This is a genomic window from Staphylococcus schweitzeri (assembly GCF_002902405.1).
GTDB classification, from domain to species: Bacteria; Bacillota; Bacilli; order Staphylococcales; family Staphylococcaceae; genus Staphylococcus; species Staphylococcus schweitzeri.
The window spans coordinates 169,131-194,600 of sequence record NZ_PPQS01000039.1; the positions used below are offsets into that span (position 1 = coordinate 169,131).

The 25,470-nt window shown below is 31.7% G+C and carries 24 protein-coding genes, 1 riboswitch and 1 other annotated feature; all 24 genes read right to left on the reverse strand.

Going from position 1 to position 25,470, the window contains the following annotated elements:
* Positions 1-3 precede the first annotated feature (3 nt).
* The 24 genes from CD116_RS08885 to CD116_RS08995 all read right to left on the reverse strand — a co-directional run bounded on the left by CD116_RS08885 (position 4) and on the right by CD116_RS08995 (position 25,156).
* Complete coding sequence (locus CD116_RS08885; RefSeq protein WP_047549045.1) at positions 4-672, reverse strand: uroporphyrinogen-III synthase; 669 nt, start codon at positions 670-672, stop codon at positions 4-6.
* Positions 673-696: 24 nt separating this feature from the next.
* The gene (gene hemC, locus CD116_RS08890) at positions 697-1,620 is read right to left on the reverse strand and encodes a hydroxymethylbilane synthase (protein WP_047426253.1); all 924 of its coding nucleotides are present in this window, start codon (positions 1,618-1,620) and stop codon (positions 697-699) included.
* 41 nt (positions 1,621-1,661) lie between these two features.
* Positions 1,662-2,477 carry a cytochrome C assembly family protein gene (locus CD116_RS08895; protein ID WP_047549042.1) on the reverse strand — a complete coding sequence of 272 codons (816 nt, stop codon included), beginning with the start codon at positions 2,475-2,477 and terminating at the stop codon, positions 1,662-1,664.
* Positions 2,478-2,498: 21 nt separating this feature from the next.
* Positions 2,499-3,845, reverse strand: a complete 1,347-nt coding sequence (hemA, locus tag CD116_RS08900; protein WP_047426249.1) for a glutamyl-tRNA reductase — start codon at positions 3,843-3,845, stop codon at positions 2,499-2,501.
* A gap of 219 nt (positions 3,846-4,064) precedes the next feature.
* Positions 4,065-4,655, reverse strand: coding sequence for a ribosome biogenesis GTP-binding protein YihA/YsxC (gene yihA, locus CD116_RS08905; RefSeq protein WP_047529987.1), 591 nt, complete (start codon positions 4,653-4,655; stop codon positions 4,065-4,067).
* A gap of 153 nt (positions 4,656-4,808) precedes the next feature.
* Entirely contained in the window at positions 4,809-6,071 is a 1,263-nt protein-coding gene (gene clpX, locus CD116_RS08910; RefSeq protein WP_047426244.1) for an ATP-dependent Clp protease ATP-binding subunit ClpX, read from the reverse strand.
* Between the two features lie 150 nt (positions 6,072-6,221).
* Entirely contained in the window at positions 6,222-7,523 is a 1,302-nt protein-coding gene (gene tig, locus CD116_RS08915; protein ID WP_047426240.1) for a trigger factor, read from the reverse strand.
* Positions 7,524-7,570: 47 nt separating this feature from the next.
* The gene (locus CD116_RS08920; protein WP_047426354.1) at positions 7,571-7,681 is read right to left on the reverse strand and encodes a hypothetical protein; all 111 of its coding nucleotides are present in this window, start codon (positions 7,679-7,681) and stop codon (positions 7,571-7,573) included.
* 4 nt (positions 7,682-7,685) lie between these two features.
* Positions 7,686-8,615: a hypothetical protein gene (locus CD116_RS08925; protein ID WP_047549038.1), complete on the reverse strand. Its 930-nt coding sequence runs from the start codon at positions 8,613-8,615 to the stop codon at positions 7,686-7,688.
* 18 nt (positions 8,616-8,633) lie between these two features.
* Positions 8,634-9,242 carry an NUDIX domain-containing protein gene (locus CD116_RS08930; RefSeq protein WP_047448210.1) on the reverse strand — a complete coding sequence of 203 codons (609 nt, stop codon included), beginning with the start codon at positions 9,240-9,242 and terminating at the stop codon, positions 8,634-8,636.
* 143 nt (positions 9,243-9,385) lie between these two features.
* A complete protein-coding gene (rplT, locus tag CD116_RS08935) occupies positions 9,386-9,742 on the reverse strand; it encodes a 50S ribosomal protein L20 (protein ID WP_001138360.1) in 357 nt (118 codons plus the stop codon).
* 46 nt (positions 9,743-9,788) lie between these two features.
* Positions 9,789-9,989 carry a 50S ribosomal protein L35 gene (gene rpmI, locus CD116_RS08940; RefSeq protein WP_001125540.1) on the reverse strand — a complete coding sequence of 67 codons (201 nt, stop codon included), beginning with the start codon at positions 9,987-9,989 and terminating at the stop codon, positions 9,789-9,791.
* A gap of 28 nt (positions 9,990-10,017) precedes the next feature.
* Positions 10,018-10,545 (reverse strand): translation initiation factor IF-3, encoded by a 528-nt coding sequence (infC, locus tag CD116_RS08945; protein ID WP_047426352.1) that lies wholly within the window; start codon positions 10,543-10,545, stop codon positions 10,018-10,020.
* 28 nt (positions 10,546-10,573) lie between these two features.
* Positions 10,574-10,698, reverse strand: a sequence feature (ribosomal protein L20 leader region).
* Between the two features lie 77 nt (positions 10,699-10,775).
* Positions 10,776-12,269: an amino acid permease gene (locus CD116_RS08950; RefSeq protein ID WP_047529981.1), complete on the reverse strand. Its 1,494-nt coding sequence runs from the start codon at positions 12,267-12,269 to the stop codon at positions 10,776-10,778.
* A 145-nt stretch (positions 12,270-12,414) separates the two neighbouring features.
* Positions 12,415-12,590: riboswitch (Lysine riboswitch) on the reverse strand.
* Between the two features lie 115 nt (positions 12,591-12,705).
* Positions 12,706-14,643, reverse strand: coding sequence for a threonine--tRNA ligase (gene thrS / locus CD116_RS08955; RefSeq protein ID WP_047426231.1), 1,938 nt, complete (start codon positions 14,641-14,643; stop codon positions 12,706-12,708).
* Positions 14,644-14,835: 192 nt separating this feature from the next.
* Positions 14,836-14,952: a hypothetical protein gene (locus CD116_RS13950; protein WP_047549035.1), complete on the reverse strand. Its 117-nt coding sequence runs from the start codon at positions 14,950-14,952 to the stop codon at positions 14,836-14,838.
* 107 nt (positions 14,953-15,059) lie between these two features.
* Entirely contained in the window at positions 15,060-15,980 is a 921-nt protein-coding gene (dnaI, locus tag CD116_RS08960; protein WP_047549032.1) for a primosomal protein DnaI, read from the reverse strand.
* A complete protein-coding gene (locus CD116_RS08965; protein WP_047549029.1) occupies positions 15,980-17,383 on the reverse strand; it encodes a replication initiation and membrane attachment family protein in 1,404 nt (467 codons plus the stop codon). Before CD116_RS08965 ends, dnaI begins: the two co-directional genes overlap by 1 nt.
* Positions 17,384-17,854 carry a transcriptional regulator NrdR gene (nrdR, locus tag CD116_RS08970; RefSeq protein WP_047426224.1) on the reverse strand — a complete coding sequence of 157 codons (471 nt, stop codon included), beginning with the start codon at positions 17,852-17,854 and terminating at the stop codon, positions 17,384-17,386.
* 211 nt (positions 17,855-18,065) lie between these two features.
* On the reverse strand, positions 18,066-19,091 hold the full coding sequence (locus CD116_RS08975; protein ID WP_047549025.1) for a glyceraldehyde-3-phosphate dehydrogenase: 1,026 nt from the start codon (positions 19,089-19,091) through the stop codon (positions 18,066-18,068).
* Between the two features lie 161 nt (positions 19,092-19,252).
* Positions 19,253-19,873, reverse strand: a complete 621-nt coding sequence (gene coaE, locus CD116_RS08980; RefSeq protein ID WP_047426220.1) for a dephospho-CoA kinase — start codon at positions 19,871-19,873, stop codon at positions 19,253-19,255.
* A 15-nt stretch (positions 19,874-19,888) separates the two neighbouring features.
* Positions 19,889-20,761, reverse strand: a complete 873-nt coding sequence (mutM, locus tag CD116_RS08985; RefSeq protein WP_047549021.1) for a bifunctional DNA-formamidopyrimidine glycosylase/DNA-(apurinic or apyrimidinic site) lyase — start codon at positions 20,759-20,761, stop codon at positions 19,889-19,891.
* 15 nt (positions 20,762-20,776) lie between these two features.
* The gene (polA, locus tag CD116_RS08990; protein ID WP_047549018.1) at positions 20,777-23,407 is read right to left on the reverse strand and encodes a DNA polymerase I; all 2,631 of its coding nucleotides are present in this window, start codon (positions 23,405-23,407) and stop codon (positions 20,777-20,779) included.
* Positions 23,408-23,668: 261 nt separating this feature from the next.
* On the reverse strand, positions 23,669-25,156 hold the full coding sequence (locus tag CD116_RS08995; protein WP_047549016.1) for a hypothetical protein: 1,488 nt from the start codon (positions 25,154-25,156) through the stop codon (positions 23,669-23,671).
* Between the last annotated feature and the right edge of the window lie 314 nt (positions 25,157-25,470).

Here is a 25,470-nt window from a genome sequence, read left to right on the forward strand (position 1 = left end):
TTTTTAGCCCCTACTTTCTAAAATCTTTTGTATTAACGATTCTAATGTTTGAGTATCTGCAATAGTTACTGGTTGCTTATTCGCTTTTATGGTACGCGCAGTTTGCTCGCCTATAGCATAATAATCTTGAAATTTTGGTACAGTTCCTTCATTAAAATAATAACGTACTGCAGATGAACTTGAAAATGTTAAAGCATCAATGTGTTGATGTTGTATCATTTTTTTAACATCTTGAATATTTTGCTTATTTGGTATTGACGTATACAAATCTAATTTAATAACTTCATTTTCTTTAGATAAAGTTTCCAATAACAAAGGCCTTGCTAATTGGCTTGATGGAATTAGTATTTTTTGATTTTTTTTATTAAATCCTTCTAAAAATCCTTCTTGTGAAAAATCACTTGGCATATAATCGACATGTATACCTAAAGATTCACAGTATTGCGCTGTTTTAACTCCAATAACTGCAATATAATCTACATTTAATCTATTTAAATAATTATAAAAGTATTTCACTGCATTTTTAGACGAAAAAATAAGCCAGTCATAGTGTCGATCTAACAAATTCAAATCAAAAGCAAGTGGCTTAACTTCAATAAATGGTTTATGAATAATAGATACTAAGTCACTTTGCACGTCATTTGTTTGTGTCATCACTACAACTGGTTTCATATTTAAACGTCACTCCAATAATTATTATTGTTCATTTAAGCGTTTGATAATATCATATGCACCTTGTTCTTTTAATTTATTACTTACTAATTTTCCTAATGCAACTGGATCTGTACCAGTAGATGTAAATTCAAAACGTTCTTTTCCATCAGGTGTCATAATTAAACCTGTAAACTCAATTTCTTTCTGATTTGAAATCGTTGCATATCCAGCAATTGGCACTTGGCAACTGCCATCCATTTCTGCTAAAAATGTTCTTTCAGCAGCTACACATTTTGCAACATCGTCATTTTGTGCTTTACTTAAAAGTTCTAATAGTTCTGCATCATCACTTCGACACTCTATACCTAGGGCACCTTGTCCAATTGCAGGCAACAACGTATGTCTGTCCAGATATGTAGTTACCGTATCATCTGACCACCCCATTCGTCTTAAACCAGCCGCCGCTAAAATAATTGCATCATAATCTTCTGTATGGAGCTTTTCTAGGCGTGTATCTATATTTCCCCTAATCCATTTAATTTGTAAGTTTGGATATTTAGATAAAATTTGTGCCCCTCTACGTAATGAACTTGTACCAATTATACTGCCATCAGGCAATTCAGATAAAGGTGTATGATTTTTTGAAATATAGGCATCTAAAGGTAATTCTCTATCAGGTATACAGCCTATAGTTAGCCCTTCCGGAATTACACTTGGTACATCTTTTAAAGAATGTATTGCCATATCTATGTTTTTCTCAAAAAGTTCGTGTTGAATTTCTTTAACAAATAAGCCTTTTCCTCCGACTTTAGATAATTGTTTATCAACAATTCTATCGCCTTTAGTAACAATTTCTTTAATCTCTACTTCTAGATTTGGCTCAATAGCTTTTAACTTGTCTATAAATTGCTGGCTTTGCGTTAAAGCTAATTTACTCCTTCTAGAGCCAACGATTAATTTACGCATGTTTAATTCCTCCTAGTAACGAATTACTCTGGGCATTTTCTTTAATTTACAAAATGTGTAGCAAAAAATAAATTGATCATATTTAAGCAAAATAAAATAATGTTATAGTATATTAAATACCTCGAATTTATCCATTTCTTTATTCTTATCAATATATATGTCCCATACAATAATGTAATAACTGAAGAAAGTATCACTTTGGGATCAATAAATATACGTTCACCAACTGAAATCACACCCCATTGCGTTCCTAAAATAATACTAAATATGAGGATTATCCAGCCACTAAGCGTAGAATAGAAAACAATAGACTCAAGTGTAGCAACGCTACCTAGTCTAAAGTACTTTTGATCGAAACGTTTTTCCTTTAAATTACGATATTGCATGATGTAAAGTAATGCATTTACAAATGCTAGTGCAAAAAAGACATAACTTAATACAGCTAGACCAATATGGACTAACAACAATTCATCTATAACAGCGATTTTCTGTACCTTATTATCATAATGTGTAGGTTGGAAAGTATTCATTCCCAATAATGTTAATCCTATTAGATTTAAGAAAAACACAGAAAAATTCAAGACTTTTATAAGATTAAGAATTAAAGAGATAGAGATGATTAACCAACTCAAGGTATAAAAAACATCTGAAATAGATCCTAATGGAATATGTCTCGTTTGTATAATAAAAATAGATAAAGAGATTGTTTGTAAAACCCAAACAATCCCCAATAAATATATGCCTAAACTTCTAATTTTATGACTCTTTTGGACAAAATCATAAAAATAGCAAATAATACTGATTAAGTATATTAATAATATTATTTCATTGAATCGAATAAACAGGTTTTCTTGCATATTATCACCATATTAATATGCTTATTCAAAACTAAAGATACGTCTTGCTGAAATCTCTTTGACTTTGCTTTCTTTTTGTTGTTTAGCTTGTTCATGAGGACATTCAGCTTCAATATCAAATATATTTTGAAATAGCTCTAATTTTTCATTACTTTTCTTATCACTACTTAATTCTTTGGCCTGTTTAATAGGATCTTTCAACATCTGATTGATAATACTTTTTGTATGTTTAGAGATTATTTTACGTTCCCTCTCAGACAATCCTGGCAGTTTACGATCAATACTATCCATCGTTTCAGCCTGTATTGCCATTGCTTTTTCACGTAAAGCTCTAATCACTGGAACAACACCCAACATACTTATCCACTCATTATGTGCGTGAATTTCTGAAGGAATTTGTTCTGATATTGATGCAGCTGCTAGTTGTCGCTCACGTAAGTTTGCGTCAACCAAACCTTTTAAGTCATCGACGTCGTAATTAAAGATGTTAGTGATGGCACTTATACCTGGTTCGATATCTCTAGGAACTGCAATATCAATCAATACGAGTGAATCTTGTTTTCTGTTTTCAGCAATTCTTTCTATCATGTCATTGGTAATGATATAAGACTGTGCACTTGTTGAGCTGATAACTATGTCAGCACTTTCTAGTAGAAGTGGCAAGGCTGATAGCTCACCATATTTCACTTGATGCTTTGTTGCTAATTTCATAGCATTTTCAACAGTTCTATTAACTACTGTAATATCAGTAATTCCAGAACCAAGAAGATTTAATAGTGATAATTCACTCATTTCCCCTGCACCAATAATGACAGCTTGTTTGCTTTTTAATTTACCAAATACCTTTTTAGCCAATTCGACCGCAGCATATGATACACTCACAGCATTATCTGCTATGTCTGTTTCATTATGTGCTTTTTTTGCAAAAGTAATTGCTTGTTTAAATAGATGATTAAATATTGTTCCTGTTGTACCTGTATTTTGCGCTAAGAAAAACGCATCTCTTATTTGACCTAAAATTTGTGTTTCTCCAAGTACAATCGAATCTAAGCCAGAAGTGACACGCAATAAATGTTCTACTGCTTCGTCCCCCACTTTTACTTCCGACATTGCTTTAATATCATCTACTTCAAATCCAAATGCACGGGCTAAAAATCGTTGGACATAATAGCGACCCGTATGAATTTGATCGACAACAGCATATACTTCTGTTCGATTACATGTTGATAATATGACATTTTCTAAAATAGATTTAGTTTCATATAAATCTTCATGGGCAATTCGTAAGGCATCATCTCTAAAAGCAACTTGCTCTCTTAGTGCTACATCAGCTGTGCGATGATTTATACTAATTGCAATAAAATGCATTTAAAACGCCCCCATATATACTAACAATACAAATATTATAACATAATTTAAAATCCAATTAAGTACGATGCTTAAATAAATTAGAATCTTTCTAATTTGAACTCACGATTTTGACAAATTGATGAACGTTGTAAATAGTTATCATTTGTACACAAGTTTTAAGTTTATTTTTATATCAATCGATATTAAATTTTATGAATTCATACTTTTAAATGGCCATTACGAAATATATGGTTCAATCAAATCCCAAATTTGTTGTTGTTTTGTATTTTGAACTGACGAATAACTTACAATAGTGTCATCAGGATCCATGTCCAAATGCGCTTTAATATTTTTAATATGCTTTTGGACTTTACCTTTAGGAATTTTATCTTCTTTCGTACAAATAACTAATGTTGGTATATCAAAATGTTTTAAGTAATTATACATTAAAATATCATCTTCTGTTGGGTTATGCCTTAAATCAACTAATTGAATCACTAATTGTAAATTTTGTCTCTTAGTTATATATTCTTCAATCATTTTCCCGAATTTTTCTCGTTGGGTTTTACTTACTTTCGCATATCCATACCCTGGTACGTCAACAAAAATAAGTTGCTCATCGATATTATAAAAATTTAATGTTTGCGTCTTTCCTGGTTGCTGAGAAGTACGCGCCATATTTTTTCTACCAATCATGCTATTGATAAATGTAGATTTACCAACATTCGAACGACCACTAAGTGCTACTTCTGATAATTCAGTTTCTGGATATTGTTCTTCCTTAACTGCACTAATGATTAATTCTATGTTATTAGGATTAACTTTCATTTTATATCCTCACTTTTTTATATTCTATTTCAACTCTACCATTATATAATATTTGACCCTTTCGGTATACATTATAAAAAAGCTCCAATCAAAGTTAAACTATTTGAGCATCAACTTTGATTGGAGCTTTTCACTTATATAGCACATCAACGTTTAAGCTGATGTTTTACTACTATTAATTAAATTACCTTCTTCGTCGTATAGTTCAGGTTCAATTTCCTCATTAATCGTTTGTGCTGTTATAACAACCTTACTAACATTTTCATTAGAAGGGACATCAAACATAATATCGATTAAAGATTCTTCGATAATTGAACGTAAACCACGTGCACCTGTTTTTCTTTCGATTGCTTTTTCACTAATTGCTGACAATGCTTCTTCCGTAAATTCTAATTCTACATCATCTAATTCAAGCATTTTAGTATATTGTTTAACTAATGCATTTTTAGGTTGCGTTAAAATATTTTTCAATGCTGTCACGTCTAGCGTTTCTAAATTAGCAACAATTGGTACACGTCCGATAAATTCTGGAATCAAGCCATACGCCTGTAAATCTTCTGGACGAATTTGAGCTAATAGAGCTTGTTCATCATATTTATCAGCTTCATTACTTGAAAAACCAATTACTTTTTCACCTAGGCGACGTTTAATTACCTCTTCAATACCATCAAATGCACCACCAAGAATGAATAAAATATTCGTTGTATCAATTTGAATCATTTCTTGGTTTGGGTGCTTACGTCCGCCTTGAGGTGGGACACTTGCAGTTGTACCCTCTAAAATTTTAAGCAAAGCCTGTTGAACACCTTCACCTGAAACATCACGAGTTATTGAAGTATTTTCAGATTTACGTGCAATTTTATCAATTTCATCAACATAGATAATGCCTTTTTCAGCTTTATCTATGTCAAAGTCAGCCGCTTGAATTAATCTTAATAAGATATTTTCTACATCATCACCAACGTAACCCGCCTCAGTTAAACTAGTAGCATCAGCAATAGCAAATGGTACATTTAAAGTCTTAGCTAATGTTTGTGCTAATAACGTTTTACCACTTCCTGTTGGCCCAATTAAAGCAATGTTACTTTTTTGTAATTCAACATCATCTTCTTTTGGTCCTAATTGCTGAATACGTTTGTAGTGATTATATACTGCCACGGCTAATGATTTCTTAGCTTTTTCTTGGCCAATAACATATTCATTTAAATGATCCATAATTTCTTTAGGAGTAGGTAATTCTGTAATCGCTTCAGAAGTGTTTTGTGCTAATTCTTCTTCAACGATTTCTGAGCATAATTCGATACACTCATTACAAATATATACACCACTTCCTGCAACAAGTTTTTTAACTTGATCTTGGTCTTTTCCGCAGAAAGAGCATTTTAAATTTTCTTCATCTTCATTGAATTTAAACATTCTTTTTACACCCCTATTCGTTAAAGACTATACTAGATTGGATATTACAATGCAACATATTAACACACAAACATTTTACTTAAAGAATAGTAGCAGATACATAAGCTATGCATCTGCTACTCACTTTTAGAATTTAATATTTAATGAAGATTAATCTTCTTTAGTACCTTCGACTAATTTAGCGTTATCTCTTAATAAATCGATAACTTTTTGAATACGTACATCATTTTTAATGATATCAGTATTGCCTAAAGTCTTCTTGATATCTTCAACTGAGATATTAAATTGTCCACTCATTTTTTCTAATTCTTTATCGATATCTTCATCAGTAGCTTCAATATTTTCAGCTTCAGCAATTGCAGTTAATGTTAAGTTTGTTTTAACACGTTGTTCTGCATCGTCTTTCATTTGCTCTCTTAATTGTGATTCATCTTGACCAGAGATTTGGAAGTACGTTTGTAAATCTAAACCTTGTTGTTGAATTCTTTGAGCAAATTCTGAAACCATACGATCTAATTCAGTGTTAATCATAGCTTCTGGAATATCAATTGTTGTATTGTCAGTAGCTTTTGTAATTGCTTCTTCTTTTTCGTTATTTTCTGCATCAGTAGCTTTTTGCTCTGCTAAACGTTTACGTAAGTTTTCTTTGTATTCGTCAACAGTATTTGCTTCTGCATCTAATTCGTTTGCAATTTCGTCAGTTAACTCTGGAACTTCTTTGAACTTAATTTCGTTAACTTTTGTTTTAAATGTTGCTTCTTTACCAGCTAATTCTTCAGCATGGTATTCTTCTGGGAATGTTACAACAACATCTTTTTCTTCGTCTACTTTCATACCTTCCAATTGCTCTTCAAAGCCAGGGATGAATGAACCTGAACCTACTTCTAAGTCATAACCTTCAGCTTGACCGCCTTCAAATTCTTCTCCATCAACTGAACCACTAAAGTCGATATTTACTGTATCGCCGTTTTCAACAACACCATCTTCTTTAACTACCATTTCAGCTAAATGTCCTAAGCTATGGTCAATTGCTTCTTGTAATTCTTCATCTGATAATTCAGTTTCTTGTTTTTCAATTTCAAGACCTTTGTAATCACCTAATTTCACTTCTGGTTCAACTGTAACTGTAGCTTCAAAAATGAAATCTTTGCCTTTTTCAATTTGAGTTACACTTACTTCTGGTTGCGCTACTGGTTTGATGTCAGTTTCATCAATTGCTTCACCATAAGCATCTGGTAATAAAATGTCGATAGCATCTTGATATAATGCTTCTACACCAAAGCGTTGTTCGAAAATTGGACGTGGTACTTTACCTTTACGGAATCCAGGTACATTAATTTGTTTAACCACTTTTTTAAATGCTTGATCTAACGCTTTGTTTACTTTTTCTGCAGGAACAGTAACAGTTAATAAACCTTCATTACCTTCCTTTTTTTCCCAAGTTGCTGTCATGTATATATACCTCCATGATTAACTAATTTATTTTTTCAACTTCCCTATTATATCATAGGACGATTTCCTATACAAACATTGAAATTACAACGTTTATAAATTTTTAAATCAACTTTTTTCGTCAAAACTATATTAAAATGTCGATTACAATTTTGCAACAATTTAACTATTTCCATTCAAATCTAATTGCTGAATGAATTTAAAAGTGTCATAATTTTGAACTTCGCATTGTATACCTAACATATTTTTAAAATAACATTCGTAAGCATTAATCCATGCGCTTATACCAAATAGTGATTCAATATCAAACGGATATAATAAGATAGAGTGATTATTCATAATATGATGGGCTTCTTCGGCAATATGAATAGCGCCATTTTCCAAAGACTGCATTACAGTTGGTAATACTTGCTCTTTAAGCGTCGTATGTTCTAATCCTTTTAAATTTGCAGGCACAATTGTAGTCTTAATGCCATATTTTTCAATCATTAATTCTTGTGTACAATTCGCAAATCTTAAATACTCAATCATTAAACTTATCATATTATAACTATATGAATATGATTCTAGTAAATATAAAATCGTTTCTTTAAATTGAAAATGTCCGTTATCTATTAACTTTAATAAAAGATTAGTTTGTTCACGCATCGAAAGCAAATTAAAATCTGTTAGCGACTTTGTTACTTCCTTTTCATCTTCGATTAATTTTGATTTCGCAAATTCTTTCAATGGATATAAAGCCATTCGTGTTTTATGATTACTCACTTCATCAATGATTTGGTTAATAACTTCTATCGCTTCAAAATATTGATTTAAACCAATTAAACTTTTTACGTAATATATCATCAATGTATCATATTGTTGAATACCACTTTTCAAAAGCACAATAGTTTCTTCTCTTAATTCAAGATAAGATTCTGTCTCATATAACATTTTGCACTTCATCATTGCTATTTCTTCAGTCAGCTCAAAGTGACGCTCATATTGTTCAATATACTCGTACATTTGAACATAATTACGCTTTTCTTCTGCTTGCTTAATATCTTTTAATAATTTTTGCGAAGCATTCGGAAACTGAATAATATCTGACATGGTTGTCACCTCTATTGATTATAAATCTTGTAGTATTAATGCGCTCCACGTTTCAAAATCATCATATGACTCAATGCTTCCTTTTTCAATCCATTTAATTCTTAATGTGTCTGTTTCTTTTGCTTCAACATCATTCGAACTAACTGTTATTTTAAATACAACACCAATATGTACTTTACCTACTTCATTACTATCATCGTTAATGAAACCAATGTATTCCATATTTTGAGAATCTTGTTCACAAAGACCTACTTCTTCTTCTAATTCACGTTGAGCATTAACTCTTAACACTTCATTAATTGATTCGGCACCTGGTACATCATTCATATGACCGCCTACACCTATAGATGATTGACCATGTAATCGTGCTTCCCCACCGCCAGATAAACGTTCATATACTAATATTTCGCCACGTTCATTTTCAAGTAAACAATAAGAAATGAGTTGTTTATATGATGGATTTTCTTCCATATCTCCTCGACGTTTAACTTCATAATGACGCAATGCATCAAATATGTTTTGTCCTATTGGCTTATTTTTATTTAAAAACCCATTGAAAGTATTTTTTTCATTATCAAATAAAGTTTCTCTAGGTACTACAATAATTTGCTCATCAAATTTAGACATCGTATTAAAACTCCTCACTTTTATGTTTAATCTCTTACATGCATTTTAGCAAATCTGTCATGTTTTAGCGATTAAATGTGACAGATTAATTTTTCTAAAAATAAAAAAGAGATGACATTGCCATCTCTTTTTTATGATTAATATTATTTTAAAGCATCTTTAGCTTTAGTTACTAATTGTGCAAATGCTTTTTCGTCTGAAATTGCGATTTCTGATAACATTTTACGGTTGATATCGATACCAGCTTTTTTCAAACCGTTCATTAAACGAGAGTAGCTCATTTCATGTTGACGAGCTGCTGCGTTGATACGTGTAATCCATAATTTACGGAAGTCACGTTTACGTTGACGACGGTCACGGAAAGCGTATTGACCTGATTTCATTACTTGTTGCTTAGCTACTTTGTATAATGTATGTTTTGAACCGAAGTAACCTTTAGCTAATTTAATCGTTTTTTTACGACGCGCTCTTGTTACTGTTCCACCTTTAACTCGTGGCATAAAAAATTCCTCCTTAGGTAGTTCCTACCGATTTCTGTATTTGTTCTTATTTTTTGTATGCTAATAATTGTTTTACACGTTTCATATCACTCTTAGACACTAATCTAGCTTTACGTAATTGACGTTTTTGCTTAGTGCTCTTGTTTGCGAATAAGTGAGATGTGAAAGCTCTTGAACGTTTTAATTGACCTGAAGCAGTTCTTTTAACACGTTTAGCTGCTCCACGGTGAGTTTTCATTTTTGGCATAATATAAATCCTCCTGTAATAGCTTTAATTATTTTTCAGCTGATGGCGCTAACATGATAAACATTTGTCGTCCATCCATTTTAGGTCTTTGCTCAACAGTAGCAATGTCTTTACATTCTTCTGCGAATTTTTCCAATTGTCGCTGACCAATTTCTTTGTGCGTAATTGCACGCCCTCTAAAACGAATTGAAACTTTACATTTATCGCCTTTAGACAAGAATTTACGTCCATTTTTCAACTTAGTTTGGAAATCATGTTCCTCAATTGTTGGACTTAAACGAATCTCTTTAACATTGATAATTTTTTGTTTCTTCTTCATTTCTTTTTCTTTTTTCTGTTGTTCGAATTTGAATTTACCATAATCCATAATTCTTGCAACAGGTGGTTTAGCATTTGGTGCTACAATTACCAAATCTAAATCTACACGTTCAGCCATTTCTAAAGCTTCTTGTTTTGATTTAACACCGATTTGTTCACCATTTTGCCCCACTAATCGTAGTTCTTTTGCACGAATTTTCTCGTTTATTTGAGTTTGATCTTTTGCTATGGTTGACACCTCCAAAAATTTTACGAAATTTGTACCAAGCAAAAAGGAAGAGCAGGTATAAATACCCGCTCTTCCTTATACACAATTCTGTGTAATGTGATTAACCTGCCAACAGCTTTATGCGTCGCTACAGGTGAGAAGCGGGTGCTTCTACTTGGTTCGTTTCGTATTCAACGTTGTTAATCATATCAACAATTTGTATTTAAGTCAACACTAAAATTGCGATTTATCATTTGTTTTTATCCTTTAATTTTGTCCATAGAAACATCTTGACGTAAATCTACTTGTTCTAAAGGAATTTTTTTCGTTTTATATCTCAATTTATGATAGATAAAGAATGCTAAAAATACGGGAATTCCCATATAAGTAATCAAAAAGCGACTAAAATTAAAATCACCTGTCTTAATAAAATCAACATCTTGACCAATAATAACAACAATACATAAAATACCAGCAAAAATTGGACCGAATGGGAATAATTTGGCTGTATATTTTAATTTCGATCTGTCGTAATTTTGTTTATCAAACGCTCTTCTAAAACGATAATGACTAACTGCAATACCTACCCATGCAATGAAACCTGTTAAACCACTAGCTGCTACAATGTATTCGTAAGCGCCCTTTGTCAAACTTTGAACAACAAAAATTATGACAACAATGATTGCCGTTACGAGCAATGACATATATGGTACACCATTTCTATTCGTTTTGCTGAATGTATCAAACGCTAGTTTATCTTTACTCATTGAGTAAAGCATGCGTGTTGAAGCATACATACCAGAGTTACCTGCAGATAGAACCGATGTTAAAATAACTGCATTCATAAATGATGCTGCAAATGCAAATCCAGCATTTTTAAATACTAATGTAAATGGCGAAGTTGCTACCTTATCTGTCCCGCCCATTAATGCGCTGTTATCATAAGGTATTAACATTCCAATTACAAAAATAGCTAAGATATAAAATAATAAGATTCTCCAAAACACTTGTTTGATTGCTTTTGGAACTGCTCGTTCTGGATTTTCAGATTCTCCAGCTGTAATTCCAATTAATTCCGTACCTTGGAATGAGAAACCTGCAATTAAGAATACACCTAGAATAGATAATAAACTACCACCTAAGCTCCCACCTAAAATTGGACCTTCTCCTTTATTAAACACTTCAAATCCTACATAGTGTCCACCCATAATACCAACTATTGTCAGTAAACCGATAGCAATGAAGATAATTACAGTGACTACTTTAATTAATGCTAGCCAATATTCACTTTCACCATATACACGCACTGATAATGAATTCAGGCCAAAAATAATCACTAAAAATAAAGCACTCCATGCCCATGCTGGTATAGCTTGCAAAGGCGTCCAATATTGAATTACCTGTGCTGCAATTGTTATATCAGCTGCAACTGTAACAACCCAGTTAAACCAGTAATTCCAACCAAGCGCGAAACCTAATGACGGATCTACAAACCTTGTAGCATAAGTACTAAATGAACCTGATACAGGTAAATAAGTAGCCATTTCTCCGAGTGAGGTCATTAAGAAAAACACCATTGCTCCGATAATTGCGTAACCAATTAATGCACCAAGAGCACCTGCATCGTGAATTGCACCACCAGATGTTACAAACAATCCAGTACCAATACAACCTCCAATCGCAATCATCGATATATGACGATCTTTTAATCCTCTTTTGACAGTATTGTGACTTTCATTTTGAACTTTTGACATATAAGCTCCCTTTCCATGTTTTAGAGGCCAAGAAATAAATAACCTTTAATTACTTTCATACCCAATTTAATTCTCTTTCAAAGATATTCAAAGTAAAAAAGTGGTTACATACCTATAAGATATGCAACCACTTTGGCTATTATCTATATAAGGTAGCACATCACATTCAGTGACAGTACAGTTCCTGTTCGAAAACTGTCCCAACAGATATAATTTATGGGTTATATCTATTTCGGCATCTTTACCTTTCACTTGTTCAACATATGTACCATAAATACTTCTGACAAGTTACTCTTTAAACATGCAACCTCTAACTCAATTTAATATTTTAACTATCTTGTAATATACATGATTCACTTGATTTTATCAAGCTTGATTAACATGATTCATAATATCACCATTATGGTGTATCAATTGCATCAAGTTATAAGTTTTATTATTTATGTTTTTTCAAACGAATCTCATCAACTAAGCTCCAAATAAACTCGTCTTTTTCAATTGTTTCTTGGTCTTGTGAACCATAACGACGCACATTCACTTGATTATTTTCTACTTCTTTATCACCAACTACAATTTGGTAAGGGATTTTTTGCATTTGCGCTTCTCTAATTTTATAACCCATTTTTTCATTGCGATCATCAATATTCACTCGAACACCTTGAGATTTCAATTCATCTTGTAATTGACGGGCATATTCATAATGTAAATCAACGTTAACAGGAATAATTTGTACTTGTTTTGGTGCTAACCAAGTTGGGAATGCACCTTTAGTTTCTTCAGTTAAAAAGGCAACAAAACGTTCCATAGTTGAAACAACACCACGATGAATAACAACTGGTCGATGTTGTTCGCCGTCTTGACCAATATATGTTAAGTCAAAACGTTCTGGTAGCAAGAAATCAAGTTGCACTGTTGATAATGTCTCTTCTTTACCCATTGCAGTTTTTACTTGAACATCTAATTTCGGACCATAGAATGCCGCTTCACCAATTGCTTCTTCATATGATAAACCCAGCTCGTCCGCTGCTTCTTTAAGCATATTTTCAGCTTTATTCCACATGTCATCATCGTCAAAATACTTTTCTTTATCTTCAGGATCTCTGTAACTTAATCTAAAACTGTAATCTTTGAAACCGAAATCTTTATAAACATCGATAATCATGTTAACAACACGTTTAAATTCTTCTTTGATTTGATCCGGGCGAACAAATATATGTGAATCATTCAAAGTCATACCACGAACACGTTGTAATCCTGAAACTGCACCACTCGCTTCGTATCTGTGCATAGTTCCTAACTCTGCGATACGAATCGGCAACTCACGATATGAATGCGGTTTATTAGCATAAATCATCATATGATGCGGACAGTTCATCGGGCGTAACACCATTGATTCAGTTTCATCTAATTGCATTGTCGGGAACATATCTTCTTGATAGTGATCCCAGTGTCCTGATGTTTTATATAAATCAACATTTGCAAGAACTGGTGTATAAACGTGGTCGTAACCCATGCTTACTTCTTTATCAACAATGTATCGTTCAATTTCACGTCTAATTGTTGCTCCATTTGGTAACCAAAGTGGTAAACCAGCACCTACCAATTGGCTATTTGTAAATAATTCTAATTCTTTACCAATTTTACGGTGATCACGTTCTTTACGTTCTTCTAACATTTTCAAATGTGCTTTTAAATCTTTTTTATCAAAAAAGGCAGTACCGTATATACGTTGTAACATTTTATTATTACTATCTCCACGCCAATATGCACCCGCAGTAGATAATAATTTAAATTCTTTAATTTTAGCTGTTGATGGTACATGCACACCTCGGCATAAATCAGTAAAGTCGCCTTGGCTATATAATGTCACATTTTCATCTTCAGGTATTGCATCAATTAATTCTAACTTGTATACATCATTGCTGAAAAAAGCCTTCGCTTCTTCTCTTGAAACGACTTTACGTTCAATTTTAATATTTTCATTAACAATTTGTTTCATGGCTTTTTCAATTTGTTCAAAATCATCAGATGAAATGTTTTGGTCGATATCGAAGTCATAGTAAAAACCGCCATCAATTACCGGCCCAACTCCAAATTTAACATCACCATATAATCTTTTAATTGCATGCGCCATTAAATGTGCAGTCGAATGACGCAATACTTCTAGCGCTTCCTCACTACCAGGTGTCACAATTTCAATTGCCCCATCTATTTCAAGCGGTTGAGTTAAATCTACAAGCTGTCCATTAAATTTACCGGCTACAGCTTTTTTACGTAATCCTGGGCTTATTGATTGAGCAATTTCTTCAGTTGTAGTCCCTTTATCAAATGCCTTTTGATTACCATCTGGAAATTGAATATTAATTTGTTCCATATTAAACCCTCCTATATGCTTTATAAGTATTTTCATCTGACCTCGTTAAAAAATTGAACAACAATCATCGTTCTTCCAACAACCATTTAAAAAATAAACAGGGATCAAACGATACCAACTAATATTTATTTATGATTGAAAAACAAAAAATCCCGCCCCCTATACAAGGGACGAGATCGTCGTGGTACCACCCTAGTTATTTAATACTATCAATTGTATTAAATATCTCTGCTTAAGATAACGGTCTTGAGCCGGGTATTCATTACAAATACCAAAAATGAAGTAGTAATCATCTAATTTATTAACCATATTCTCATCAAGTAATGGCTTTCTGTGTAATATTGATTAGATTATCTTGTCTTCAATCATTTAAACGATTTAGATTTGATTTTATTATACACCACTCATTTTAAATTTCAATTGTTTCTGAAATTTTCCCCTGATAAAAAGTATGGTGTAGACAAAGATTTGACACGTTCAATAATACGAGCAGCTTTAGTTTTTTCTTCGCCATCTCTTGTCATTGATAAGTGATGTTCCAACTCGCTATAATCAAAATTCGAACTAAAAAATGTAGGTAATTCATGGACCATACGATAATGTAACAAAGGACCAATTACTTCATCCCTTACCCACGGCGTTACTTCCTCTGCACCTATATCGTCAAGCATTAGAATATTCGCTTCTCTTACACGATGTAATTTCTTCTCGAAAGAACCATCCTTAAAGCCACCCTTTAAAGTTCTAATAAACTCAGGTAAATATATAATTGTAGAGCGCACTTTTTTTGATTTAAGTTGATTTGCTATCGCACCTAAAATAAAAGATTTCCCTGTACCAAATGGTCCATATAAATATAATCCTTTAACCGTATCTCCGTTAGTAATTGCTGTGCAAATTTCATCAGCTGCCATTGCTACATCTAATCTATCTCGATTGCTCATATAAATATCTTTTAGTTTTGCATTTAAAGTATCTCGTTGCATATGATGAGATGTAATTAACTCTGCTTCAAAACGTTCTTCGTCATATTTAATTTTACACGGACATTGCAAATAGCGAATTTTGATACGATTGTTATCAACGTATAACTCTGGAACATGACCTTTTACGAAATTAGGACAATCTGCAAATTTATGACCATCATAATGTTTTTGTTGATCTTTATATTCTTGTAAAACATTCAAATCTTCATCAATCATTGTATTTGTTAATTCAGACTGATGTTCTTGTAAAAACTGTTTAACATCTGGGTCATTGATGACTTCGTTTTTTATTTTTTTAATTCTTTTTTCAAAATCATTAGATGTTCCCATTATATTTTTAAATTGCTTCATTATTGACTGTCCTCCTCCCATTTTTTAGATAATTTATCTAAAAATGCTTGTCGATCTTGTTCTAATTGTTGGTCATCTGAACTATTATGCTTTGTTGAATGATTATTATCTGGATTATCTCTGTTTTCCAACCATTTCGGCGTCTTTTCTTTTGATATACGTTTACGTTGTCCTGAATATGTACCACGCTTTTGATAATTAGCACTTGACGGTTCACTCTTAGGTTGGTTTACTTTTTTAGCATATTCATACGCCTCTTTAGCTGTCTTTATCCCTTTTTTCTTCCAATTCGATGCAATTTCAAAAATATATGCCTTAGGTAGTTTCATATCTTCTTTTAGCATAACAAATTGCAACAAAATGTTTATGACACCAAATGACATTTTTTCACGTTCAATTAACTCTTCAATCATTGTCTTTTGAGAAACGGTTGGCTCTGATTCAGACCACGATGACAACATGTCAATCGGACTCGTTTGTTCTAATAAATCAAACCACTCATCACTTTGTGGTGCCAGATTTAATTCATTCGACTCATGCTTTTCAGATAATGATGAAGTTGCCGATTTAACTTGTAATTTAGGCATTTGATTGTCATGTTCTATTAAGTAATATGAACGTGCTTGTTTTCGCATTTCTTCGAACGATAGTTGTTGACCACTAGTGATTGAATTTAAAATTACATACTTCATCCCATCTGGTGTCAAACCATATAATGTAGCAAGTTGTGTAATTAAACGTTTTGCATCTTTTGTCACTATGTCTTGACTAATGAAATGTTTATTTAACATTTGTCTCAACATATCAAAATCAAACGTTTCATTTGTTAAATCTATACCTTGATATGACTGATTGATAGGAATGTCACGCGTATCAATATCAACTTTTGTTGAAGGAACTTTAAACACCTCAGTAAACTGCCTAGTTGTTTGCTTATAATCAGTTAAGTCGACTTCTTTATACTCAAAATATTTTTTTAATTCCTGAAATCGACGATGTTCTACTTCACTATATAAAAAGATTGACAACATAGGATCATTAAAAAATAAATGTGCTGTAGGCGGTTGAATCAGCTGATAAACAAATTGAGTTTCTTGTTCATCATGTTTGACATATGTCTTGATTAAACCAATCGCTTCTAGCAAATCCATTTGCTGTCTAAACTCTAATAAATTAATTTTAAGTTCATTCATAAATATATAGTGCGATAATATCGAAGTTGTATTACGATTTTTTTCAACAAACTGAGTCATAAAGTGATATAAACCTACTGCTTGTGTACCGATTAAAGGTGTATATAATCGATTTAAAACTTCTAAATGATTTGTATTTAAATCATAGTGTTGCATAACTTGAAATTGATCCTTTGGTCTTAAGCCAAATTCAAAGGCTTGACGTCCCATTTATGCATCACTCCGTTTATTTTCACTTAAAATCCCTTGCATTGATGCCAATAATTGGTCAACATCTTTAAACTCTTTATAAACAGATGCAAATCTCACATAAGAGACTTGATCAACATGCATCAATAAATTCATCACATGCTCACCTATATCTCGTGAAGATATTTCTGTATGACCTTCATCTCTCAATTGCCATTCAACTTTATTAGTTATATCTTCAAGTTGTTGATATCTAACTGGACGCTTTTCACATGAACGCACAAGTCCATTAAGTATTTTTTCTCTTGAAAATTGCTCTCTTGTGCCATCTTTTTTCACAACAATAAGCTGACTGACTTCGATATGTTCAAATGTAGTGAAACGTGTTCCACAATTTTCACATTCTCTTCGTCTACGAATGGCATTTAATTCATCGGCATGCCTTGAATCTACGACTTTAGATTGTGTAGAATTACATTTCGGGCATTTCATTACATCACCCTCTTTATTTTGATTATGCCTCATTATACTATAAATCCATAGATGAAAAAAGAATCCCTCAATTTATTATTTTGTTCTAAAAAATGAACTAAAAAGTAAATGCATTCCATTTTTTAGAAAAGCAAAATGATTGATACTTACGTTCAACACTACAAAAAACCTAACTCCTATATCAGAGCTAGGTCAAATTTTAAAAATTATTTTAACTTGCACTTACTGTTGTCTTTGATTTTAAAAGTTCACCAAGTTGTTCTGCTACATCTACAACTCTATTTGAATATCCCCATTCGTTGTCATACCATGCAATGACTTTTACTTTATTACCATCCATAACCATTGTTGATTGAGCATCAATAATAGCTGAATGTGGGTTTGTATTAAAATCTACTGACACAAGCGGTTGATGTTCGACTTCAACGATACCTTTTAGCTCTGCATTTTCAAAAGCTTGGTTAACTTCATCAGCAGTTACTTCTTTATCTAAATCAACGACTAAATCAACTAACGATACATTTTTTGTTGGAACACGCAGTGCCATACCATGTAATTTACCTTCTAATTCTGGCAACACTTCTTTTAACGCTTTCGCTGCACCAGTTGATGTCGGAATAATACTTTCATTACATGAACGCGCGCGTCTTAAATCTTTATGTGGATTATCAATATTTTTTTGGTCATTTGTTATCGCATGAACTGTAGTCATTAATCCATTAATAATTCCAAATTGATCATTTAAAACTTTCGCTACAGGTCCAATACAGTTCGTAGTGCATGACGCATTACTAAAAATATCAAATTCCTCAATATCTAATTGATGATCATTTACGCCTTTTACGACCATTTGAACATGACCACCTTTTGATGGACCAGTTAATAATACTTTCTTAGCACCAGCTTTAATATGCGCAATAGCTTTATCACCATGATTAAATTTACCAGTAGCATCTATTGCAATATCAATATCCAATTCTTTCCATGGCAAGTTTTCAGGATTTCTATCAGCAACTAATTTAATTTGATGGTCACCAACTTGTAAACCATTTTCGATTGGTTCGACTTTTAAACTATACTTACCATGTGTAGTATCATAATTGATTAAATGTGCAATCGTTTCGGGTGGATAACTAGCATTAATTGCTACTACATTAAGATTTTTATTTTGTAATGCAATACGTAATACCATTCTTCCAATTCTACCCATACCATTAATTGCAATATTCGTTGACATTAAAAGCACCCCTTGATTTTTATGTGTTATACTTTATGGCATTAGTATAACATATTATCCAGCTTTTGAAAGCGTTTTCTATAAAACGTTTATCTTTTTATAAAAAAGCCATTACTTAAGTACGCGACAAATTGTACTTCAAGTAATGACTTCTATAAATATTATTCTTCTCCATAGTTTGGCTTTTCAATATATCCTTCTTCTTCTAACAATCTTTCAAGATTTTGTTTCAACTCTAACTTATCTCCAAGATTATCAATAACATGATCAGCCATTCTACTTTTCTTATCAATAGAAATTTGACTATACACACGCGCTTTTGCGTCTTCTAATGATAAATCGTTACGTTGCATCAATCTATCAATTTGAATACTTTCAGATGTATAAACAACCCACACTTCATCTACTGTGTTTTCTAATTCATTTTCATATAACAATGGAATATCCATAATCACATTAAAACCTTGATTTAAATATTCATTCTTTTCAGCTTCCATAATTTCTCGAACAATAGGATGAACAATAGCATTTAATTCTAAACGTTTTTCTGGTTGATTAAATACTAAATCTCCCATATATTGTCTATCCATTTCGCCATTTTCATCAATTGCTTCTTCACCAAAGGTTTCACGTACTTGAGCTAAACCTTTACTTCCTTTTCCAACAGCTTTTCTCGCTGCTTTATCAGCATCCACCACTTTAAATCCAAAGACAGTTAATAGTTCTGATACTGTTGATTTTCCTGAGGCAATCCCGCCTGTAAGACCAATAACTTTCGGCATAATCTCACTCTCTCTTTATTTTTGACATATTGGACAAAAATGACTATTTCTTGTCGCGATAATTTTTGTTTCTATTGGACTATTACAAACTTTACAAGTTACTTGTTTATAAACGTTTAGATGTAATTGCATTTCACCTGTTTTACCATCAGCGTGACGGTAATCTGAAATACTTGTTCCACCATATTTTATACCTTCTTCTAAAACTTCACGAACGTAATAAAATACCATTTCTTGTTGCTGATGTGATAAATCCTTCACTTTTTTATCAGGTAGCACACCTGCACGGAATAATGCTTCACAAGCATATATATTTCCGCAACCAGCAATAACTTTATGATCTAAAATAACTTGTTTAATCGACTTATTTATATTCGACTTGTGGTTGATTCGATCTAAATAATATGGCATTGCTTCTTTTGTAAAAGGTTCAGGTGCTATTTCTAAAAACGAAGGATATGAAGCAACTGATGCAACGTTTCTAATTTCGCCAAATCGACGTATATCAGAATAAATTAACTTTTTATTATTTGAAAGCTCAAATATTACATGCCAATGTTTACGATAATTTGGTATTTCAATATCATCAAGTTCATCTACAATAAAAAAGCCACCTGCCATGCCTAAATGGCTAATTAATATGCGTTTATTTTGTTGATTATTTAATTGAAAAACAATATATTTACTTCTTCGTTCTACATTTGTAATAGTATAACCCTCTGACAAAGATTTGAATGTATCTAGCTCCATTCCTTTTACTATTGTTTCTTTGCCTTGCGCTTTTCCTTCGATAACTTTATTCGAAAATATAACTTTATTAATTGATTCATTTATAATGAAGGGTTCAATTCCTCTTTTTACATGTTCAACTTCTGGTAATTCTGGCATACTGTTTTCCTCTCTTTATTTCGCATCATACCAAGTTGCACCATAACTTGAATCTACTTTTAATGGAACATCTAACTGTAAAGCATTTTCCATAATATCTTCAACGAAGTCACTAAATGATTCAACTTCCGATTTAGGCACTTCAAAGATTAATTCATCATGTACTTGTAATAATAGTTTAGCTTGGTATGTTGTGTCTTTCATTTTTTCTGCAAATTTAACCATTGCTAATTTAATGATATCTGCTGCACTGCCTTGAATTGGTGTATTCATTGCTGTACGTTCTGCAAATCCACGCAAGTTAAAATTACGGCTCGTTATGTCAGGTATATATCTACGACGATGTAATAACGTTTCAACATAACCTAATGCTTTAGCATCCTTAACAATATCAGACATATATTGTTTTACACCTGGGAAACTTGCCAAATAGTCATCAATAAATGCTTTCGCTTTTTTCCTAGTGATACCTAAGCTTTGACTTAAACCATAGTCACTTATTCCATAAACTATACCAAAGTTAACGGCTTTTGCTTGTCGACGCATTAAACTATCAACTTGATCCGCTTCAACTCCAAACACTTTCATGGCAGTTGCTGTATGAATATCATCACCATTAATAAATGCTTCTTTCATACTCTCATCTTGTGTAATATGCGCTAGCACACGTAATTCGATTTGAGAGTAGTCAGCTGATAATATAACACTATCTTTAGACGTTGGTTTAAATGCTTTTCTAATTTTACGTCCTTCTTCAAGTCTAACTGGAATATTTTGCAAGTTTGGATCTATACTTGATAAGCGACCTGTTTGAGCTAATGTTTGATTAAAACGTGTATGAATACGTTGATCATCACTTATCACTTTTTGTAATCCTTCAACATAAGTCGATTGTAATTTTGATAATTGACGATATTCTAAAATAGAATCAATTATTGGATGGTCACCTTGCAATTGTTCTAAAACATCAACTGCTGTTGAATAACCTGTCTTCGTCTTTTTAATAACTGGTAATTTCAATGTTTCAAACAACACAACACCTAATTGTTTTGGCGAATTAATGTTAAATACTTCACCAGCAGCCTCATGAATATTTTTTATTAAAACATCTAATTTTTGTTGGATTTCGATCTCCATTTCCTTTAAATCATTAATGTCAGTATATATACCTGTTTCTTCCATTTCACTTAAAATTTGAGCAAGAGGTAGTTCTAAATCAGCTAATAGTTCAACTTGATTATATTCTTCTAACTGCTTATCCATATTTGGTTTTGAAAAATAAATCGCATCAGTAATAGACGCTACATATGGATTTAAAACATCATCTTCAGGTACTTTAAATTTTTTACCTTTACCATAAATACTAATATCATCTTTTACAAAACTTTGACCATATAAGGAAACGACTGATTGAACGTCACTAATTGTGCGTGATGGATCAATAATATAACTAGCTAACATAATATCGAAAGTAATATTTTGAATTTTTATGTTTAAGCGGTGAGATGCAACGTATGTTTTTTTCGCGTCATAAACAACTTTTTTCGTCTTTGGATTCTCCAACCATTTAACTAATTCTTCATGTTTCTTTATATCTTCAGCATTAATAACTACATGTTTATCGCCTGTAAACAAAGAGAATTTTAAAATATTGTCTTTCAAATAATTGCCACCGTCTAGTTCTAAATGAATTGCAGCTTCTTTTAATGAACCAAAGTCCACTTTGTCAAATGTTGTATCTATATCAAAAGTCTTCTCTTCTGATTCCTCTTTACCTATTGTTTGATCTAAGTCACCTAGTAATTGTTTGAATTCTAACTTCTTAAATAATTCAATTTTTTCTTGTTGGTCATCTTGATTAGTCATTAATGTATCTTCTAAGCAAACTTCTATTGGACTATCCACATTAATCGTCGCTAATTCTTTACTCATTAATGCATCTTCTTTACTATTTTCAAGTTTCTCTTTTAACTTTTTACCTGAAACTTCATCTAGATGCTCATAAACACCTTCTACTGTATTAAATTGATTTAATAATTTAATAGCCGTTTTTTCACCAACACCTGCGACACCCGGAATGTTATCAGATGAATCTCCCATTAAACCTTTCATATCAACAATTTGACTAGGTGTTAATCCATTATATTTTTCCGCTATAAATTCAGGCGTATAATGGTCTACATCAGTAACACCTTTTTTAGTGTAATAAATTGTTACATTGTCAGTAGCAAGCTGAGTTAAATCTCGATCTCCAGTAATGATAATTGTTTGAAATCCTGCCTTATCTGCTTCTTTGCTTAATGTACCAATAATGTCGTCTGCCTCATAATTATCTAATTCATAACGTTTAATATGATAAGCATCTAATAGTTGACGTATATATGGAAACTGCTCACTTAATTCTGGTGGCGTCTTTTGACGACCACCTTTATACTCACTGTACTTTTCGTGTCTGAAAGTTGTTTTACCTGCATCAAACGCAACTAAAAAATGATCTGGTTTTTCTTCTTTTAAAATTTTCTCTAATAACATAGCAAAACCATATACAGCATTAGTATGAATGCCAGCTTTGTTTGATAACAAAGGTAACGCATAAAAAGCTCTAAAACTTAAGCTATTACCATCAATTAATACTAATTTATTCACTATTTTAACCTCCAGAACTAATTTATTTATATTTTAGCATATTCGTCAGCCATGTCGTAATTAAAGAAACTATTACTTATATTATTTGTGATTCATCAATTTTCAGCACTTTAATTTTCGGAAAATACAAACTAATTATTGTAGCAAATGAAATCTATCCATCAATGTATAGATTTATTTTTGAGTCATACCAAAAAGGCATAAGCATGATAATACGAACATGCTTATGCCTCATCAATTAAGTTTGTAATTAAAATTCACTTATGATTCATCTGAACCAAAAGGTATATATTTAACTTTAGTCATTTTTGGTAATTCTTCATAATTGTTAAACCACTCTTGATAGTTCTTATTTATTGGTGATGGATGATGCATATAATGCTCGAATGGTAGTGACTCAACAGTATAAACTTCTTGACGTGGATGGTCTTTAATTTGTTGTTTTAATAACTGAATTCTTTGTTCATGTTCAAAATGTACATAACTAAATGCACTTAAATACACCATTGCTAATGCTATAGCGGTACCTTTAATATACTTGATACTAATCGTTTTATATTTTCGAAATTCTTTTATTAAAATTATCAAAATAATGGCATGTAAAGTATATACGACTAAAAAGTTACCTGGTTCAATTGGTGTTACAATGACTAGTGCCATTGCTGCAATAAAAATTGAAATAAGTAATATATATAGTGTGATTTGCGTTTTTTGGTCAGTTATACATAGATATATTCCGACAAACAATGATAACAAAAAATAACTACACACAATAATATTCACAAAACTAACTAAACCAATATCTGTGTTTTTATTCAGTAAAAATTGATTGTAGAACAGTAAATAATACACAGGTAAAGTGATAAATCCAATCATTATAATTCTGCGTTTTAATAAAGTTAAATGTAAATAACGCTCACTTCGTAGTAAAAGATATATAATTATTGCAGAAATCATGCATAAAATGATGATCTGACTAAAAATCACACCATAAGGGAGTGATGTCGATATCATTTCCGCAAATTTAGAAAAGATACCTTGATTATTAGAAACATGTTGATATTCAGAACCTTCGAATAAGATTTTACGATAATTGGGATTTGAAAACATAATAATTGTACCAATAGTTGCAATCATAAATGAAAACAATAACTTATAATTAAGCATACGATTCGCCGTAAAATCATATAAAAATGCTAATATTAAAATTAAACAATTAAAAAGCGTTACATTTTCCATGAATAACTGTCCAAAAAAGCATAATACATAAAATAAAACTGTAATAGCGACGGGTTGTTTCCTCTTATATATAATTGCATTGATACAATAATAAATTATATATAGAGATATTAGAGTTGACGTTGCATAATTGTAAAATCCAGCAAACCACCCATACGTATCAGCATAAATTGTACTAGGCATAATTAGCATTAGAGAAAATGCTAATAAATAATAACTCGCCCAATCTTTACATTGTGTAATAAGCATAATCATCCAAATGATACCTGTGCTAATAAGACCAAATGACAGCCAACGCAACCAGCTTACATGGACGGCTATTATTTCAAAGATATTTCCAATGTAACGGCCATTTAGCGATGCAAAACCCACTTTTAAAATATCAGTATTGTAATTGCTAAACCATTGCAAATCATCGTGCATAAGTGGTAATAGAATACCCATAAAAGTATAAAACAATAATATCGCAATTAATATCATAGTTGTTTTGTGTAGTTGAATTGTTTTCACTTTATCAATCCTCAAATCTAGTTAAATTTTCCTCAACTTGAAGGTTGAAAAATTAAATCACTGTTTAGAGTTAGCTATCATTTTCACCTATTCATGTCTTCTCAATCAAATTAGATAAACGAGGTATTTAAGTTCACTTATCTTCACTATATAAAATTCGCCCCTCGCCTTAATACATATACGAATTTATATACCTAATTTTAAAATATTTGAATTAAGTTTTATTTTCTTTCAATTAAAACTTTCCACTTTTTTCTCATAAGCATCTATTTTTAGTCCACTTCTAAAATTTCTTTATTATAATAAATATATTA